Source organism: Serratia sp. SA088, assembly GCF_049065515.1.
Classification (GTDB): domain Bacteria; phylum Pseudomonadota; class Gammaproteobacteria; order Enterobacterales; family Enterobacteriaceae; genus Serratia; species Serratia nematodiphila.
Genome location: NZ_JBAKGW010000005.1, coordinates 392,906 through 412,067, shown reverse-complemented (window position 1 = coordinate 412,067; position 19,162 = coordinate 392,906). Strand labels below are relative to the sequence as shown.

The window sequence follows — 19,162 nt, the reverse complement described above, 5'->3', positions numbered from 1 at the left end:
CCGTATGATGGAATTCATTTTCGTTTTTTGTCGATGAATTGCAAGCCGCCGTCAGCTCATCGGAGGTGTTGGCGCACAACCTGAAAAACTCTCAATTGTCGCCTGGCCCTTTGTCCTTACAAGCTGTGCTAGGATGACTCGTTGGTGTTTGCGGCAGTTGAGCAATGGGCTGGATGGCAATGGAAGGGGTTACAGTGACGAATCGAGTAGAACAACTGCGCCGCCAGTTAGCGCAGCGCATTTTGGTGTTGGACGGCGGCATGGGCACCATGATCCAGAGCTACCGTCTGGATGAGCGCGATTTCCGCGGTGAGCGTTTCGCCGACTGGCGCAGCGATCTGAAAGGCAATAACGATCTGCTGGTGCTGACCAAGCCGGAAGTGATCACCGCCATTCATTACGCCTACCTCGAGGCGGGCGCCGATATCCTTGAGACCAATACCTTCAACTCCACCTCTATCGCCATGGCCGACTACCATATGGAGTCGCTGTCCGCCGAGATTAACTATCAGGCCGCCTGCCTTGCGCGCGCCTGCGCCGACGAATGGACGGCGCGCACGCCGGAAAAACCGCGCTACGTCGCCGGGGTGTTGGGGCCGACCAACCGCACCGCGTCCATCTCGCCGAACGTCAACGATCCGGCGTTCCGCAACATCTCGTTCGATGAACTGGTGGCGGCTTACCGCGAATCGACCCGCGCGCTGGTGGAAGGCGGCGTCGATCTGATCATGATCGAGACCATCTTCGACACCCTCAACGCCAAGGCCGCCGCTTTTGCGGTGGAAACCGAATTCGAAGCGCTGGGGGTGGAACTGCCGATCATGATTTCCGGCACCATCACCGACGCCTCCGGCCGCACCCTGTCCGGCCAGACCACCGAAGCGTTTTACAATTCGCTGCGCCACGTCAAGCCGCTGACCTTCGGCCTGAACTGCGCCCTGGGGCCGGATGAGCTGCGTCAGTACGTCGCCGAGCTGGCGCGCATCTCGGAGACCTACGTCACCGCGCACCCGAACGCCGGTTTGCCGAACGCCTTCGGCGAGTACGATCTGGATGCGGCCGAGATGGCGCGTCAGGTCGGGGAGTGGGCGCAGGCCGGCTTCCTCAATATCATCGGCGGCTGCTGCGGCACCACGCCGGAACATATCGCCGCGATGGCCAAGGCGGTCGAGGGCGTGCCGCCGCGCCGGCTGCCGGAGCTCCCGGTCGCCTGCCGCCTGGCCGGTCTGGAACCGCTGACCATCGACGCCAACACCCTGTTCGTTAACGTCGGCGAGCGCACCAACGTCACCGGTTCGGCACGTTTCAAACGCTTGATCAAAGAAGAGAAATACAACGAGGCGCTCGACGTGGCGCGCCAGCAGGTGGAGAGCGGCGCGCAGATCATCGATATCAACATGGACGAGGGGATGCTCGACGCCGAAGCGGCGATGGTGCGTTTCCTCAACCTGATCGCCGGCGAGCCGGATATCGCCCGGGTGCCGATCATGATCGACTCCTCCAAGTGGTCCGTTATCGAGAAAGGCCTGAAATGCATTCAGGGCAAGGGCATCGTCAACTCGATCTCGATGAAGGAGGGCGAAGAGGCCTTTATCCACCACGCCCGGCTGGTGCGCCGCTATGGCGCCGCGGTGGTGGTGATGGCGTTCGACGAAGTGGGCCAGGCGGACACCCGCGAGCGCAAGTTCGAGATCTGTCGCCGCGCCTATAAAATTTTGACCGAACGCGTCGGTTTCCCGCCGGAAGACATCATTTTCGACCCGAACATCTTCGCCGTCGCCACCGGCATCGAAGAGCACAACAACTACGCCGTCGACTTTATCGAAGCCTGCGCCGACATCAAAACCCACCTGCCGCACGCGATGATCTCCGGCGGCGTGTCCAACGTGTCGTTCTCGTTCCGCGGCAACGATCCGGTGCGTGAAGCGATCCACGCGGTGTTCCTGTATCACGCCATTCGCAATGGCATGGACATGGGCATCGTCAACGCCGGGCAGCTGGCGATTTACGACGATCTGTCTGGCGAGCTGCGCGAGGCGGTAGAGGACGTGATCCTCAACCGTTGCGAGGACGGCACCGAACGCCTGCTGGAGCTGGCGGAAAAGTACCGCGGCAGCAAAGACGGCGAAGCGGCGGTGCAGCAGGCGGAGTGGCGCGGTTGGCCGGTGGAAAAGCGGCTGGAGTATTCGCTGGTGAAGGGCATCACCGAGTTTATCGAGTTGGACACCGAAGAGGCGCGGCAGCAGGCCGAACGGCCGATCGAAGTGATTGAAGGGCCGCTGATGGCGGGGATGAACGTGGTCGGCGATCTGTTCGGCGAGGGCAAGATGTTCCTGCCGCAGGTGGTGAAATCCGCCCGCGTGATGAAGCAGGCGGTGGCCTACCTGGAACCGTACATCGAGGCCAGCAAGCAGCAGGGCACCTCCGCGGGGAAAATCCTGCTGGCGACGGTGAAGGGCGACGTGCACGACATCGGCAAGAACATCGTCGGCGTGGTGCTGCAGTGCAACAACTATGAAATCGTCGATCTTGGCGTGATGGTGCCGACGGAGAAAATCCTGCGCACCGCGCGCGAGGAGAACGTCGACATCATCGGCCTGTCGGGGCTGATCACGCCGTCGCTCGACGAGATGGTCAACGTGGCCAAAGAGATGGAGCGCCAGGGCTTTACGCTGCCGCTGCTGATCGGCGGCGCCACCACCTCCAAGGCGCACACCGCGGTGAAAATCGAGCAGAACTACAGCGGCCCGACCACCTACGTGCAAAACGCCTCGCGCACCGTGGGCGTGGTGTCGGCGCTGCTGTCCGCCACCCAGCGCGACGAGTTTGTGGCGCGCACCCGCAAAGAGTATGAAACGGTGCGCATTCAGCACGCGCGCAAAAAGCCGCGCACGCCGCCGGTCGATTTGCACAAGGCGCGCGCCAATGCCATGGCGCTGGACTGGGCCGACTATCAGCCGCCGGCGCCGCGGCAGCTTGGCGTATTCCCGGTGTCGGCCGGCATCGAGACGCTGCGCCATTATATCGACTGGACGCCGTTCTTCATGACCTGGTCGCTGGCGGGCAAATACCCGCGCATCCTGGAAGACGAGGTGGTGGGGGAAGAGGCCAAGCGCCTGTTCCACGACGCCAATCAGATGCTGGATCGGCTGGCCGCTGAGCGCAGCCTCAACCCGCGCGGCGTTTACGGCCTGTTCCCGGCCAACCGCGTCGGCGACGACGTGGTAGTGTACCGCGACGAACAGCGCGGCGAGGTGCTGGCGGTGAGCCGCCATCTGCGCCAGCAGACGGAAAAAACCGACTTCCCGAACTACTGCCTGGCGGACTTCGTGGCACCGAAAAACAGCGGCAAGGCCGACTACTTCGGTGCCTTCGCGGTGACCGGCGGGCTGGAGGAGGACGCGCTGGCGGCGGCGTACGACGCACAGCACGACGATTACAACAAAATCATGGTCAAGGCGCTGGCGGATCGTCTGGCGGAGGCTTTCGCCGAATACCTGCACGAACAGGTGCGCAAGTTGCACTGGGGTTATGCCGCCGACGAGAACCTGAGCAACGAAGAACTGATCCGCGAAAACTATCAGGGCATCCGGCCGGCGCCGGGCTACCCGGCCTGCCCGGAGCACACCGAAAAAGCGACCATCTGGCAGCTGCTGGACGTCAACCGCCACACCGGTATGGAACTGACGGAGTCCTTCGCCATGTGGCCGGGGGCGGCGGTGTCCGGCTGGTACTTCAGTCACCCCGAGAGCAAGTACTTCGCGGTGGCGCAGATCCAGCGCGATCAGGTGGAAGACTACGCGGCGCGTAAAGGGATGAGCGTGAGCGAGGTCGAGCGCTGGCTGGCGCCAAACCTCGGCTACGACGCCGACTGACCTTCCTCTTTAAGGGCGCAGCGATGCGCCCTTGTCATTTACAGCGCTTCCACATCGATGTGCAGCGCGTCGTACCGCCAATACTCCAGGTCGCAATCGATCACCCTGTCGTGCTGATCGCGATTCACCCGCGTAATGAACAGCGCCGGGCTGCCGTAGGTCACCTTCAGCATGGCGGCGGCCTGTTGTGGCAGCAGGGTGGGCAGCATATCGAAACGTACCCGGCCGTAGTGAATGCCGTAGCGTGCGGCGTACAGCGCGGTTAGCGACTGGGTCAGGTCTTCGTCCAGAATGCCGGGGAAATAGGCCGGATTGAGGTAGTGCTCGCAGTACAGCACCGCGCGCCCGTCGATGTAGCGCAGCCGGCGAATGCGATAGGCCTCGGCGCCGGAGGGCAGCGCCAGGCGGCCGGCCAGCGGCGCGTCAAGCGTGACGACCGCACTGTCGATCGCTTCGGTATGGGCGGCGCGCCCCTGTTGCTGCGCCATGGCGTGAAAATGGCTGCGCTGCAACGGGTTATAGATCAGACGTGGCGGCGAGATAAACCAGCCGCGCCGCACCTGGCGGTAAATGACGCCCTGCGCCTCCAACTGGCCGAGCGCCTCCTGCAGGGTAATGCGGGTGGTCGCGAACTGTTCGCTCAGGGCGCGCTCGGAGGGCAGCTTGCCACCCACGGCGAATTCGCCGGCGGTGATGCGGGCGTGCAGCGTTTGGCAGATGGTGGCGACGGTCGTCGGTGCTTCACTCATACAGCGGGTGTCCCGTTTCAGTGCGTTTGGCCTTTAAGGTAGACCAGCGTCGCGTTTTCGCCGTTGCAATGGGTGATAAAACTGTCGCTTTTTTAAGCTGACATATAATTATCACATTCGTCCGTTAGATTGGTTTGGTCCTTGCTGGACTAGTCCAGCCATCCCCACACTACCACCTGGAGCATCAGTTATGAAACGTTTGTGCGCTTCTGTGTTAACCAGTGCCATCGTGTTATCCAGCCAGATGAGCTGGGCCGCGGATACCGATCTGGCGGCGCTGGAGCAGGCCGCTAAAAAAGAAGGCGAAGTCAACAGCGTCGGCATGCCGGACAGCTGGGCCAACTGGAAAGGCACCTGGCAAGATCTGTTGAGCAAATACGGCCTGAAGCATGTCGATACCGACATGAGCTCTGCGCAGGAGATCGCCAAATTCGATGCGGAAAAGAACAACGCCACGGCGGACATCGGTGACGTCGGCGCGGCCTTCGGCCCGGTGGCGGTGCAGAAGGGTGTAACGCAGCCGTACAAACCCTCCACCTGGGATCAGGTGCCGGATTGGGCGAAAGACAAAGATGGCCACTGGGCGCTGGCTTACACCGGCACCATCGCCTTCATCATCAACAAGCAGCAGGTGAAAGACATCCCGCACAGCTGGGCCGATCTGCTCAAGGGCAGCTATCAGGTCACCATCGGCGACGTCGGCACCGCGTCGCAGGCGGCCAGCGGCGTGCTGGCGGCCACTTACGCGATGGGCGGCAACGAGAAAAACCTCAAGCCGGGCCTGGAATTCTTCGGCAAGCTGGCCAAGGCCGGCCGCCTGAGCCTGAGTAACCCGGTGATCGCGTCGCTGGAGAAGGGGGAAGTGCAGGTTGGCGTGGTATGGGACTTTAACGGCCTGAACTACCGCGATCAGATCGACAAAACCCGCTTTGAAGTGCTGATCCCGTCGGACGGTTCGATCACTTCCGGCTACACCACCATCATCAACAAATACGCCAAGCACCCGAATGCCGCCAAGCTGGCGCGCGAATACATCTTCTCCGACGCCGGTCAGATCAACCTGGCGCGCGGCTATGCCCGCCCGATCCGCGCCGAACATCTGACGCTGCCGGACGACGTCAAGGCCAAGCTGCTGCCGGCCGAGCAGTACAAGAACGCGCACCCGATCGCCGATCCGGCGGCCTGGGAACAGAGCGCCAAAGCGCTGCCGCGCCTGTGGCAGGAAAACGTCATTATGTTTATGCAGCAGTGAGTTAACGCACCATGAAAACGATCCTCGTGCTGCTGGACGGCCTCAACTACCGGGTGGCGCACGACGCCATGGGTTATCTGCAGGCCGAATGCGCGGCGGGACGCGGGCGGTTGTACCTGCTGGAGAGCGAGTTGCCCTCGCTCTCCCGGCCGCTGTATGAATGCATCCTCACCGGCATCACGCCGGTGGAGAGCGGCGTGGTGCATAACCACGTCTCGCGCCTTTCTCATCAACAAAGCGTGTTTCATTACGCGCGCGCCGCCGGGCTGACCACCGCCGCCGCCGCGTATCATTGGTTCAGCGAATTGTATAACCGCACGCCGTTCGACGCCGCGCGCGACCGCCATACCGACGCCCCCGAGCTGCCGATCCAGCACGGCCATTTCTATTACGACGACGGCTATCCCGACAGCCATCTTTTCGACGACGCCGAAAGCCTGCGCCAGCGTCATCAGCCGGACTTCTTGCTGATCCATCCGATGAACATCGACGACGCCGGGCACCGCTTCGGCCTCTCTTCGCCGCAGTACCGCAACGCGGCGCGGCGCGCCGACGGCTCGTTGTCGCGCTACCTGCCCGAGTGGCTGGCGGCCGGTTATCAGGTGCTGGTTACCGCCGACCACGGCATGAACGACGATCGCAGCCACGGCGGGGTGTTGCCGGAAGAGCGCCAGGTGCCGCTGTTCGTGTTCGGCGCGGGCTTCAGCCTGGACGACGCCGATCCGCAGCAAACCGAGCTGTGCGGCACGATCTGCGATCTGCTGCAGGCGCCGCACGACAAGCCGCGCTGCCGGGCGTTGCTGGCGCAGGATGCGCGATGAACAGCAAAACCAAATGGATCGCCGCACTGTGCCTGCTGCCGTTTATCGTGCTGTTCGGCGCGTTTCAGCTCGCCCCGCTGGTGTGGATCGCCATTCACAGCTTTTTCAGCGAGACCAGCGGCTGGGGCTGGGGAAACTATGTCGATATCCTCACTTCGCCGTTCTACCTGCAGGCGTTTCAGTTCTCGCTGGAGATCTCGCTGTGGTCGAGCGTCTACGGCTTGCTGATCGCGTTAGTTGGCAGTTACTCACTGCGCCAGCTCGGCCAGACGCGGTTTCATGACTTCGTGATGTCGTTCACCAACATGACCAGCAACTTCGCCGGGGTGCCGCTGGCGTTCGCCTTCGTCATTCTGCTGGGGCTGAACGGTTGCCTGACGTTGCTGCTGCGCAAATACGGCCTGATGGAGAGCTTCAACCTCTATTCGAAGAGCGGCCTGATCGTGCTGTATACCTACTTCCAGATCCCGCTCGGGGTGCTGCTGCTGTATCCGGCATTCGACGCGCTGCGCGCCGACTGGCGCGAATCGGCGGCGCTGCTCGGTGCCGGCCCCTGGCGCTACTGGCGGCATATCGGCCTGCCGGTGCTGGCGCCGGCGCTGATGGGCACCTTCGTCATCCTGCTGGCCAACGCGCTCGGCGCCTACGCCACGGTGTATGCGCTGACCACCGGCAACTTCAACGTGATCCCGATCCGCATCTCGGCGCTGGTGGCGGGGGACATCTCCCTCGATCCGAACCTGGCCAGCGCGCTGGCGATGCTGCTGGTGGTGATGATGGCGTTTATCACGGTGATCCACCAATGGATGCTGCGCAGGAGCTACCTCAATGCGCGCTCATAACCGGCTGGAGAATGCTCATGTCGCGTGTTGAACGCTTGTACCACCGCACGGTGACCGGCCTGCTGCTGTTGATCCTGCTGCTGCCGCTGGCGGCGACGCTGATTTACGCGCTGGCTACCCAGTGGGGCGCCACCATTTTGCCGGACGGTTTTACCCTGAAGTGGCTGACGGCGCTGTGGAGCGATCCGCGCTTTTTGCAGGCGCTGTGGCACTCGCTGCTGATCTGCTTCGGCACGCTGCTGCTGTCGGTGGTGGTGATCCTGCCGGCGATGTTTGTGATCGCTTACTACTTCCCCAAGCTGGACGCGGTGATGAACGTGCTGATTCTGCTGCCGTTCGCCGTGCCGCCGGTGGTGTCGGCGGTGGGGCTGATGCAACTGTTCGCCGCCGATCCGCTGCCGCTGCTCGGCACCCCCTGGATTTTGGTGGGTTGCTATTTCACCATCGCGCTGCCGTTTATCTACCGCGCCATCAGCAACAACATGCAGGCGATCAACCTGCGCGATCTGATGGACGCCGCGCACTTGCTCGGCGCCAGTACCTGGCGGGCGGCGCTGTGGGTGGTGCTGCCAAATTTGCGCAAGGGCGGAACGATCGCCGTGTTGCTGTCGTTCTCGTTCCTGATCGGCGAGTTCGTGTTCGCCAACCTGCTGGTGGGCAGCCAGTATGAAACGCTGCAGGTCTATCTGTTCAACATGCGCAACGGCAGCGGGCATTTCACCAGCGCGCTGGTCATCTCCTATTTCGCCGTGGTGCTGCTCGTCACCTGGCTGGCGAACCTGCTGAATAAAAACAAGGGTTAACCCGATGGCTTATCTCAACGTCACCCGCCTGAACAAACACTATGGCCAAACCCAGGTGTTTCAGGATATCTATTTCACCGCCGAAGAGGGGGAGTTCGTCACCCTGCTCGGGCCAAGCGGCTGCGGCAAGTCGACGCTGTTGCGCTGTCTGGCCGGCCTGACTCCGGTCGACAGCGGGCAAATTTTACTGCAGGGCCAGGATCTGGTGCCGCTGGCGCCGCAAAAGCGCGGCATCGGCATGGTGTTCCAAAGCTATGCGCTGTTTCCCAATATGACGGTGGAAGGCAACGTGGCCTTCGGCCTGAAAATGCAGAAGCTGGCGGCCGGGCAGATCGGCCAGCGGGTGCAGGAGGTGCTGGCGCTGGTGGAGCTGAGCGATCTGGCGAAGCGCTATCCGCATCAGCTGTCGGGCGGCCAGTGTCAGCGCGTGGCGCTGGCGCGATCGCTGGTCACGCGCCCGCGTCTGCTGCTGCTCGACGAACCGCTGTCGGCGCTGGACGCGCGCATCCGCAAACATCTGCGCGAGCAGATCCGGCGCATTCAACGCGAGCTGAACCTGACAGCGATCTTCGTCACCCACGATCAGGAAGAGGCGCTGACCCTGTCGGATCGCATCGTCCTGATGAACAAGGGGCAGATCGTGCAGAGCGGTGATGCGGAAACCCTGTATACCCAGCCGGCGGACGCCTTCGCCGCCGGTTTTATCGGCAACTATAACCTGCTGAGCGCCGAACAGGCCGGCCGGCTGACCGGGCGCAGCTATGCCGGCAAGGTGGCGATCCGCCCAGAGTCTATCGGGCTGTTGCCGGCCGGACAGGGGATCGGCGGGGTGATCCTTGGCCACAGTTTGCTCGGGAATGTGGTACGCTATCGGATTCAGGTTCGCGAGGTAGAGTTGCTGGTTGACGTGCTCAACCGTTCGGTGGCCGATCTGCGGCCCGACGGCGCGGAAATTGGGCTACACTTGGAACCTGTTGTATTGCGGGAAGTTGCATGACTTCGCAGCGCGGCGCCGGGGCTCTCCCACCGCCGCCTTAACCCTTCTCTTCTGCGGTCTGCCGCCCGCCCGCTGTCCTGCCAGACCCACGCCCGGCAGGCGGGACCGCGCGCTGTACCCGTCATCCTTTGGCTCGCCTCTGTGCTTCGCGTGACAGGCATCGGGTATCAGCCTCCTTTGGCCGGGCGTTAATGGAGCGTATCTTCCGTGCTGACCCTTCTTCACCTGCTTTCGTCCGTGGCGCTGTTGGTGTGGGGAACCCACATCGTGCGTACCGGGATCATGCGGGTTTACGGCGCCAATCTGCGGCGCGTGTTGAGCGACAGCGTTGAGAAAAAACCGCTGGCGTTCGTTTCCGGCATCGGCGTGACCGCGCTGGTGCAAAGCAGCAACGCCACCGCGCTGCTGGTGACCTCTTTCGTCGCGCAGGGGCTGGTGGGGCTGGCGCCTGCGCTGGTGATCATGCTCGGCGCCGACGTCGGCACCGCGCTGATGGCGCGCGTGTTGACCTTCGATCTTTCCTGGCTGTCGCCGCTGCTGATCCTGGTCGGCGTCTTCCTGTTCCTCAGCCGCAAACAGATGCGGATCGGCCAGATCGGACGCGTTCTGATCGGTCTGGGGCTGATCGTGCTGGCGCTGGAACTGATCGTGGCCGCCGCCACGCCGATCACCCAGGCGGCAGGGGTGAAAGTGCTGTTCTCGTCGCTGACCGGCGATGTGATGCTGGACGCCCTGACCGGCGCGCTGTTCGCCATCGTCAGCTATTCCAGCCTGGCCGCGGTGCTGCTGACCGCCACCCTGACCGCCACCGGCGTGATTTCGCTGAAGGTGGCGCTCTGTCTGGTGATCGGCGCCAACCTCGGCAGCGGCCTGCTGGCGATGATCAACGCCAGCGGCCAGAACGCCGCCGGGCGGCGCGTGGCGCTCGGCAGCCTGCTGTTCAAATTGGTGGGCTGCATCCTGGTGTTGCCCTTCGTCTCCTATCTGGCGGATGTGATGGCTCAGCTGCCGGGCGGCAGCGAAGAGCTGGTGATCTATTTCCACGTGTTCTACAACCTGATCCGTTGTCTGGTGATGATCCCGCTGGCCGGGCCGATGGCGACGCTGTGCGAACGGCTGATCGTCGACGTGGCGGCCGACGACCCGCGCATGCGGCCGCGTCATCTGGACGCCAGCGCGCTGGATACGCCGACGCTGGCGCTGGCCAACGCGGCGCGCGAAACGCTGCGCATGGGCGACGTGGTGGAACACATGATGATCCTGCAGCGCGAAGTGCTGCACGGTAAGCAAGGTGTGGATAAAGAGGTGCGGCGACTCGACGATGACGTCGACGTGCTGTACACCGCCATCAAGCTGTATCTGGCGCAGATCCAGAAGGAAGATCTGGGCGAGGAAGATTCGCGCCGCTGGGCGGAAATCATCGAAATGGCGCTCAACCTGGAACAGGCGGGCGACATCATCGAGCGCATGGCCGGCGACGTGGGCGCCAAATCGCACGCCGCGCGCCGCGCCTTCTCGGCGGAAGGATTGGCGGAACTGGACGGGTTGCACGAACGGCTGATCGGCAACCTGCGTCTGGGGCTGTCGGTGTTCCTGTCCGGCGACGTCACCAGCGCCAAACGCCTGCGCCGTTCCAAGCACCGCTTCCGCATTCTGGATCGCCGCTACGCGCACGCGCACGTCGATCGTTTGCATCAGCAAAACGTGCAGAGCATCGAGACCAGTTCGCTGCATTTGGGATTGTTGGGAGACATGAAGCGCCTGAACTCGCTGTTTTGCGCCGTGGCCTACAACGTGTTGGATCAGGATGCGAAAGACGACGATCGCGACTGGGAAGACACCCCGAGCACGCTGTAAAAAAACGCCCCCGGTTTTAACCGGGGGCGTTGCGTAGGGGAGGCGCGTTATTTGCCGCTGAACACGCCGGCTTTGGCGTCCGCCTGCTGAGTTGAGGCATGGCCGCTGGCGAACGGCACGTTGCCGTCGACGCTTTGCTTCGCCGCGCCGCCTAACAGTCCACCTACCGTGGCCGCCGCATCGACGCGGCCGCCGCCCTGATAGCGCTGGCCGCTGACGTCCTGCTGGCTGACCTGGCTACCGCCCAGTTCCACCTTGCCCTGCTGGCTGCGGATTTCGCCGCCGGTCAGTTGGGTTTGGCCGCCGACCTGCAGCGCCACGCCGTGCTTACCGGCAATCGCCGATTGCTCGCCAACCGCATTGTTGTTCACCACGTCGGCATTGACCTTGAGCTGCCCCTGGCGACCCGCCGGCCCGGTGATGCTGTCTTTTACCGCGCCGCCGACGGTGCGTGCGCCGCGATCCCACAGTGGGCCCTGCGGTTTTTCGCCGGCCGGCGTTTCCGGCAGCGTGACTTTGCCGTCAGCCTTGCTGAAGCTGACTGCACCGGTGGTATCCTGCTGCGGATCGAGGCGACGCGCCACGCTGTTGTACTTGTCGGTGGTGGCGTCGGCCACTTTGTTCACCCCGGCTTCCAGTTTCTCTTTCACTTTACCGGCGTAGCGCGGCGTGCCGACCTTCGACAGCTTGGAGGTGATGCTGCTGCCCGGATCGTTGCTGTGGCTCAGACCGGCATCCACATCCACCTTCAAGCCTGTCTCGATGTCTTTGCGGCTTTCAACGCGCAGATCGCCGCCCACCTTGCCCTGTACGCTGTCGGCGTCGACGCGCGCGCCGGCAAGGCGGGTGTCTTTGCCGCTGTTGAGCGCCACGTCGCCCGCGGTGATGCCGGTGTTGGCGTGGGTGGTTTTATCCTGCTGCTCCACGCCGACTTTCAGACCTGCGCCCAGCGTGTGGGTGTCTTTGCCGGTGTTCGGATCGACCTTGCCGCCGGCGTCCTTGTTGAAGGTTTGACCGCCTCTGGCGTTGGCTTTGATGCCCAGATTCCAGTTGTCCTTATGCTGCTCGTTCTTGGCGGATTCCAGCAGGATGCCGCCGTTTTTCGCTTCGAGCGCGGCGTTGCCGCCGCTGACCTTGGCGCCCTGCAGATGCAGCGCGTCATCGCCTTTGCCGTTGGCGGACAGGGTGACCTTGCCGTCTGAGGCGATAGTAGCACCCTGGCGCTCGGTCGCGGTCTCATTGACCTTGGCGATGTCGAACGCGCCGCCGGCGGAGAGGCTGCCGCCGGTTTTTTCCTTGCTGTCGCTGCTGCCGGCGCCCAGATCGATATTGCCGGACAGCTTGCTTTCCTTACGCGTTTGGGTCGATTCCGCCGCCTGCAGCGCGACCTTGTTGCCCGCGTTCAGGCTGACGTCGCCCTGGCTCTTGACGTTGGTGCCCTGCAGCGTCAGATCGCGGCCCGCCTTCAGCTCCACGCCCTGGCCGCTGACGTTGCCGACCTGCGCCGTGCTGCTGCTGCTTTCACCGTTGTTGGTGCCGCCGCCGAAACCGGCGCCGAAGTTTTTGCTGTCGGCGGTGAAGCCACCTTTGGCGGACGCTTTGACGTTAAAGCCGCTGTGGTTCTCGCTCTGTTTGTCGCTGGCCTGATCGAAGCGGATATCGCCGCCGGCGTTGACGGCGGTTTTACCGCTGCCGCCGTTCAGCGCGGTACCCTGATAGACCGCGTCTTTTTTCACGTTGACGTTGATGCCGTTGGCCGCGTCGATCGAGCCGGCCACCGCCTGGCTGGCGCTGCTGTTGCTGCGCTGGGTGCCGCCTTCGCCCTTGGCGTCCACGGTCAGATCGCTGCCGGTGGTGGTGTAGACGCGCACGCCGGCGCTGCCGCGGGTGTCGCGGCTCTGCTCGTCCTGACGGTTTGCCGCGGCTTCGCTGCGGTGGCTGTCCGCCGTCAGGTTAACCGCGCCTTTGCTCGCCTGGTACTGCGTGCCCTGATCGCGCACTTCGCCTTTGGCATTGATGTCGATGCTGCCGGCTTTCACCGAGCTGACCACCGCCTGCGAGCTGCTGCTGTGTTTTTCGCTGTTGCCGCCCTGTGCGCCGATATCCAGGCCGACGTTAGGCGCGCCGATGCCGCCGATGTCGTTGATAACGCCGGTAGCGTCCAGCTTGGCTGCCTTGCCGACCGCGCGCTCGACCGGACGGGTCACGGCGCTGTAATCGACGTTGGCGCCGATGTTCACGCCGACGTCGGTTTTGGTGGTGGTGGTGCTGGCGGTGTCGGCAGCGGCAAGGTGATCGACGCCGGCGGCGTTTTCTTGATAGGCGCCGCCGACGCTGTGCTGCGCGCCTTGCTGGGTCAGCTTGTCGCGGGCGTTGATCGTCAGGTTGCCTTTGACGTCGCTGCCGGAGGTGATCGTCTTGCTGCTTTGCGTCTGGGTTTTGCTGTTCTCGTAGCCGGCTTCCACGCCGCTGCCGAGTTTGTCGATGCCGCCGGTGTAATAGAAACCGCCGCCGATCTTGGTTTGCTCGGTGTTTGAGACCGTTTTATCGTCGGCCGCCAGGAACGAAACCTTGTTGCCGCTGACGCTGGCGTCGCCTTTGTCGGCGACCAATTGAGAACCGCTGAAGGTCACGTCCTTCTCCGCCTTGAGCTTCACGCTGCCGCCGCTAAGGCTTGAGGCGCTCTTCTCGGTGCGGGTGGTTTTCTCGCTGTCGCGGGTGTGCTCGATGCGCAAACCGGCGCGGTACTGCTTGTCACCGGCTTCTTTGGCGTAGCCGTTAACGGTGAGCGCGGTCTTCTGCTCGTCGATGTTCTGCTGCCGCTCGGCCGCCTTGACGTTGATGTTGCCGGTCTTCGACTCGACGCTCAGCTCACCGCCGCTGGCGACCTGGCTGCCGATCACGTCGGCATCCTTGTGGCTGACCAGCGTCAGGTTGGTGTCGGACTTCAGCTCGCTGGCGGTGCTGCTCTGGTAGCTGTTGTCGGCCTTGTGCGAACTGCTGGTGATGTTGAAAGCGGTGCCGGTGCGCGCGTCGATTTTGTCCACGGTGGTGCTCAGCGCGTTGTCGATGCGCAGGCCGCCGTGGGTGGCGGTGACTTCGCCGCCTTTCTGGCCGCGCGCCTTGCTGCCGGTAATGGTGACGCCTTGCTGGCCGTTCAGGCGCAGGGTGCCGCCGCTGGTCAGCTCGGAAGCGTGGCTGATCTCGCGGCGATTGCTGTTGTTTTTGTTGTCGCCGCCGCCGATGCCGCCCCAGGAGGTTTTGTCATCGCGTACCGCTTTGGCGTTGGCGGTTTTCTGCACCCCGACCTGGATCTGGCTGTCTGCATCGATCGTCAGATCGCGCTGGGCATGGATATTGGCGCCCTGAGTCGAGACATTGCGACCGGCTTTCAACGTCAGTTCACCCTGGCTGCGCAGTTCGCTGGCCTTCAGGCTTTCGCTTTCGTCGCTGCTGCTCCATCTGCCGGTGCGCAGGCTGGAGGTGTGGTTGCGCTGGTAGCCGCGCTCGCTGGATTTATCCTTCTCCACCAGCCCGGCAAGGTGTACGTCGCGCGCCGCTTTGACGCTCAGCGCACGCTCGGCGCTGACATTGGCGCCCAGCAGCTTCACGTCTTCCTGGGTGCTGATGAGTTTGGCGCTGCCGTTGGCGGCGACGGTGCTGCCCGCCTGCTGCAGCTGCTCGCGTTCGCGGGTAACGTCATATTGCCAGGAGTAGAACCAGCGATCGTCGGTATGGCCTTGCGTCTGCTTCAGCTGCTGGCCGTCGAGCGTCAGCTTACCGCCCTGCAGCGTAATGTCTTCGCCGCGGATATCGGTGGCGGTGAGGTGCGCATGATTATCCGCCACCAGGCTGATGTTCTTGCCTTTCAGCTCGGTGCGGGTCAGCTTCTGGCTGCTGCTGCGATCGTTGACGTAGATGCCGCCACGGTAATTTTGATAGTTATCACCGCCGTTTTTGTTGCTGCTGGCGTCGTCGACGCGGCTTTCGCTGCGGATATCATAGGCTTTCACCTTGAGTTCATCGCCGGCGTTCAACGAGCCGGCCAGCTTCACGCCGCTGCCCTGCGCGGTGTTGATGATGTTGATGCGCCCGGCCTGCATGCTGCCGAGGTAGTAGCTGTCCAGCGCGGTCGGCATCTGTTGGCTGGCCTGCACCGTGCCGTCGCGCGCTACCCGGTTAAGGCCGCTGATGGCGTTGATCGTCGCCGAGGTCACTTTACCATTCGAATGTTTGAAATCTTGTACGATCACTTCGCCGCGGCTGTCGATCTTCGGTGCGATCAGATCCAGTACGCCGCCGGCGTTCAGGGTGCCATTGAGGCTCAGAGTGTTGCGGTTGCCGAAGGTGCTGTAACCCTGCAGCACGCCGTTTTCCACCAGCGGGTTGCCGACCACCAGTGAGGAATGGCTGGTATTGATGAATCCGCAGCCCTGACAGCTGATGCCGTTCGGGTTGGCCAGCACGTAGTCGGCCGCCATGCCGAAGATCTCTTGCTGGCCATGCAGCAGAGACGGGTTACGGCCGATCACTTCGTTGAGGATCACGCTGGCTTCGCGCCCGCCCAGATTGGGGTTGGCGCCCAGTTGGCCGGCCAGCTGCGACAGTCCCGCCTCGCGGGAGTTGTTCAGCACCGCGCCGGGCTGGTTGACGTTGAAGTCCTGATATTGGTTGTGCGACAGCCCGTTGCCGTTCGGCGCGACGATATCGACCACCTGCGCGCCGGTGGCGGCGGTGGAGACGCCGGGGCCGTTGGCGCCGTTGGCCGCAACGATCTCTGCGGCGTAGGCGCCGGCGGAAGCGGCGAGAATAATCGCCAGCGCGGCGGCCAGTTTGCCTGCCGCCGAAAGTCTGAAGTTATTATTTTTCATCCATGTATCTCCGTATATTGCCGTGGGGTCCTGCAAAACTGTTGATTAAAAGGTGTAAGAAAAGCGGGCCAACACCTGAACGGGATCTTCCGGCGTAGCGTGGTTAGACAAAATCCAGCCGCGGCTGACCTCGAGATCGACCAGCGCCTGGCGGTAACGTAACGTGGCGCCGGTGCTTATACCGGCGCTGCTGCGCCAGCCCGAGTTGTCCTGACGCGGCAGAATGCGGCCAACGTCGGCGCCGAGGCGCGGCGTCAGCGTGGTGGCACCCAGATTGAAACTGCGGGACAGCGTATTTTGCAGATACCAGCCGTTGTCGCCGGACTGGGTGCTGCGGCTGAAGCCGCGCACGGCGCTGCGATCGGTGAGGCTCAGCCACTCCACGCCGGGCAGCGGGTCGCGGCTGTACTGGCCATAGAACAGATTGTTGAGCTGATAGGTGGCGTCACCCAGCTGGAGGCGCTGGCTGAGGTTGGCGAACAGCTTGCCTTTGGTGAACTGGCTGTCGAGGTGCACCGAACTCGGGTGGCGGCCGGCCCCCAGCCACGGCATCCCCTGCTCGACGCTGAGGTTGGCGCTGAACACGCCATTGGGCAGAATTTGCAGGTGACTGGCGCTCAGTTCGGCCAGGGTCAGCGTTGGGCTGCTGACCTCAAGGCGCACGCTTTCGAAGTAGTTGTCGATGCGCTTGTAGGTCAGCTGGCCGCTCAGGCTGTCTATCTGATCGTGATCGCGATAAAACACGTAGTCGCTGCGCAGCCCGTACTGTTGGGTCTGGCCGTGCAGTTTGACCACGTTGTGCGGCAGCTGCTGGTGGTTTTCATAGGACGAGAAGCTGGCGAACCCGCTGAAGGTGAACGCGCCGTACGGCAGCGAATAGAGCAGGGTGTAGGCGCGATTATAGCGGTGAGCCGGGTTTTCCAGCGTGCTGTTGGCGTTCAGGCTGACAAAGTCCGACAGGCCAAACGGGCTGTCCAACGTGGCAGTGGCGCGCGCCAGCCACCGGCCGGTGCTTTTTTGGCCGTAATTATCCGTGCCGGCGGTAATCAGCCAGGGCTTGGCATGCTGATTGCGCAAACGAATAACCGAACCGCCAACCTGGCGGCCGGGCAATATATCCAGCTTGGTGGTATTTGATTGCAAACGGTTGGCCTGATCCAATCCCTGATCGAGCTCGGTTAATTTCAACGGCTTGCCTTCCAGCCCCGGAAATAATAAACGGCTGTTGACCCAGCGATCGCCGCCTTCTATTTTCTCGATAAATCCTTCCGTCACGCTTAACCCCAATTCTCCTTGTGAATTAGGGCGAACAATTTGCACGCGCGCGGTGATATAGCCCTTTTGCACATAAAGGCGCGTTAATTCACGGGTCAGGCGATTGATATCGTTGCTGCTGATGCACTGTTCCGGCAGCGCGCTCAGGGCCGACAAATCGGCCGGCGAGAGTAGGGTGACTCCCTGCAGATAAACGCCGGCGATCGGCAGGCACTGCGCGGACTGCGGCAGTGCGGGCGCGGCTGGTTCCGGTTCCGCCAGCAGGCGCTGTTGCTTCAGCTGCTGGTAGCGGCGTTGCTCAATCAACTGGTTGACTTCACGCGTGCTGTCTTGCAACGCGCGCCGTGATTCCCCCATCGACATGTCCATCATCATGTGGGAGTCCGGCAGGGTTTCGGCGGAAAGGGCCGTGCTGACCAGCAGTGTCAAGGCGGTGATTTTTTTTATCATTGTAATCCATTCTGAGAGGCCGCCGGGGCAGCCAGCCCAATCCATGAGGTTAACCACGGGCGGCCGACGGCCGGCCCGAAATAATGAGCGACATGCACATTGCGAGGTATCTTGATTTGCCGCAGCAAATAAGACGGTGGGTATATATCTAAATAATAATTAGGCTGCTTCTTTTATGGCGGGCAACCCTGGTGACTTAATTAATTAAAAAAAGTGGAGCGTCTCTTCCTCTTGTCAACATTATCGGCACGGATAGGAAGAATCTGAATTTTTATTTTTCACGGATGATAGGGGATGAGGTGAATTATGACAATCCGACCAGTGGGAAATACGAAATTTCGCAGGAAAGAAAAGGGACGCAATTGTTTGCGTCCCTACAGGCGGTTTATTTCTTCTTGATAGGGCGGCCGGACCAATAACCCGCCAGCAGTGAACCGGAGAGGTTGTGCCAGACCGAGAACAGCGCGCCTGGCAGCGCGGCCAGCGGCGAGAAGTAGATTTTGCCCAGCGTGGCCGCCAACCCGGAGTTCTGCATGCCCACTTCGATCGCCAGCGTGCGGCAGGTGGACTCGTCGAAGCCGAACAATTTGCCGCCCCAATAGCCGCTCAGCAGACCGATGCCGTTGTGCAGGATCACCGCGATGATAACGACCAGACCGACCGAAGCGATATGGCTTTGGCTGCCCGCCACCACCGCGCTGATGATCGCCAGAATGCACACCATCGACAACGCCGGCAACAGTGGCTCGATGCGTTTCACTGCCTTGGTCAGGGTATGGTGGACGATCAGGCCCAGGCCGATCGGGATCACCACAATCTGCAGAATGCTCAACAGCATGCCCATGATATCGACGCTGATCTCGGCGTCGACGTATAGACGGGTCAGCAGCGGCGTGGCGAACACCCCCACCAGCGTCGAGACCGCCGAGATGGTCACCGACAGCGCCACGTCACCCTTGGCCAGATAGATCATCACGTTGGAGGCGGTGCCGCTGGCCACGCTGCCCACCAGCACCATGCCGGCGGACAGATCCGGCGGCATGCGGAACAGCATCGCCAGGATCCAGGCTGCCAGCGGCATGATCAGATAATGCAGGAAGATGCCTGCCGCCACCGGGCCGGGGCGCGCCAGCACGCGTTTGAAGTCGTCGAGCCGCAGCGTGACGCCCATGGCGAACATGATCAGCATCAGCAGCGGGCTGACGTAGGGGCCGATACCGGTAAAGGTGGTCGGCGTGTAATACGCGGCGACGGACAGCAGTATCGCCCAGAGGGGGAATAAGCGCGTGAGTAGTGCCAGCATGCAGGTTTTCCTTAGCCAGATTGAGAACGGTGGATGTGGTTGTGTTTTTATTGCGGGCTCAACATGC

At 62.5% G+C, this 19,162-nt stretch carries 11 protein-coding genes; 7 read left to right on the top strand and 4 right to left on the bottom strand.

The window, feature by feature from the left end; genetic code table 11:
• Window positions 1-179 precede the first annotated feature (179 nt).
• A complete protein-coding gene (gene metH, locus ACOWVD_RS15760; RefSeq protein ID WP_421105657.1) occupies window positions 180-3,875 on the top strand; it encodes a methionine synthase in 3,696 nt (1,231 codons plus the stop codon).
• Window positions 3,876-3,913: 38 nt separating this feature from the next.
• Here metH and ACOWVD_RS15755 read toward each other — a convergent pair whose 3' ends face one another.
• A complete protein-coding gene (locus ACOWVD_RS15755) occupies window positions 3,914-4,624 on the bottom strand; it encodes a UTRA domain-containing protein (RefSeq protein ID WP_004936656.1) in 711 nt (236 codons plus the stop codon).
• Window positions 4,625-4,814: 190 nt separating this feature from the next.
• Between ACOWVD_RS15755 and ACOWVD_RS15750 the strand changes: the two genes are divergently transcribed.
• The 6 genes from ACOWVD_RS15750 (at window position 4,815) to ACOWVD_RS15725 (ending at window position 11,196) form a co-directional block, all read left to right on the top strand.
• Window positions 4,815-5,876, top strand: coding sequence for an ABC transporter substrate-binding protein (locus ACOWVD_RS15750; protein ID WP_004936660.1), 1,062 nt, complete (start codon window positions 4,815-4,817; stop codon window positions 5,874-5,876).
• Between the two features lie 11 nt (window positions 5,877-5,887).
• The gene (locus ACOWVD_RS15745) at window positions 5,888-6,697 is read left to right on the top strand and encodes an alkaline phosphatase family protein (protein WP_049189129.1); all 810 of its coding nucleotides are present in this window, start codon (window positions 5,888-5,890) and stop codon (window positions 6,695-6,697) included.
• A complete protein-coding gene (locus ACOWVD_RS15740; RefSeq protein ID WP_197798924.1) occupies window positions 6,694-7,539 on the top strand; it encodes an ABC transporter permease in 846 nt (281 codons plus the stop codon). Before ACOWVD_RS15745 ends, ACOWVD_RS15740 begins: the two co-directional genes overlap by 4 nt.
• 17 nt (window positions 7,540-7,556) lie before the next feature.
• On the top strand, window positions 7,557-8,342 hold the full coding sequence (locus ACOWVD_RS15735) for an ABC transporter permease (protein WP_015379246.1): 786 nt from the start codon (window positions 7,557-7,559) through the stop codon (window positions 8,340-8,342).
• A gap of 4 nt (window positions 8,343-8,346) precedes the next feature.
• Window positions 8,347-9,339 carry an ABC transporter ATP-binding protein gene (locus ACOWVD_RS15730; RefSeq protein WP_197798923.1) on the top strand — a complete coding sequence of 331 codons (993 nt, stop codon included), beginning with the start codon at window positions 8,347-8,349 and terminating at the stop codon, window positions 9,337-9,339.
• Between the two features lie 207 nt (window positions 9,340-9,546).
• Complete coding sequence (locus ACOWVD_RS15725; RefSeq protein ID WP_004936675.1) at window positions 9,547-11,196, top strand: Na/Pi cotransporter family protein; 1,650 nt, start codon at window positions 9,547-9,549, stop codon at window positions 11,194-11,196.
• A 47-nt stretch (window positions 11,197-11,243) separates the two neighbouring features.
• Here the strand turns inward: ACOWVD_RS15725 and ACOWVD_RS15720 are convergent, their stop codons facing one another.
• From ACOWVD_RS15720 to panS, 3 genes are all read right to left on the bottom strand, one after another.
• Complete coding sequence (locus ACOWVD_RS15720; protein WP_421105656.1) at window positions 11,244-16,067, bottom strand: hemagglutinin repeat-containing protein; 4,824 nt, start codon at window positions 16,065-16,067, stop codon at window positions 11,244-11,246.
• Window positions 16,068-16,112: 45 nt separating this feature from the next.
• Window positions 16,113-17,792: a ShlB/FhaC/HecB family hemolysin secretion/activation protein gene (locus tag ACOWVD_RS15715; RefSeq protein ID WP_004936682.1), complete on the bottom strand. Its 1,680-nt coding sequence runs from the start codon at window positions 17,790-17,792 to the stop codon at window positions 16,113-16,115.
• A 385-nt stretch (window positions 17,793-18,177) separates the two neighbouring features.
• The gene (panS, locus tag ACOWVD_RS15710; protein ID WP_044030318.1) at window positions 18,178-19,095 is read right to left on the bottom strand and encodes a ketopantoate/pantoate/pantothenate transporter PanS; all 918 of its coding nucleotides are present in this window, start codon (window positions 19,093-19,095) and stop codon (window positions 18,178-18,180) included.
• Window positions 19,096-19,162: the final 67 nt, after the last annotated feature.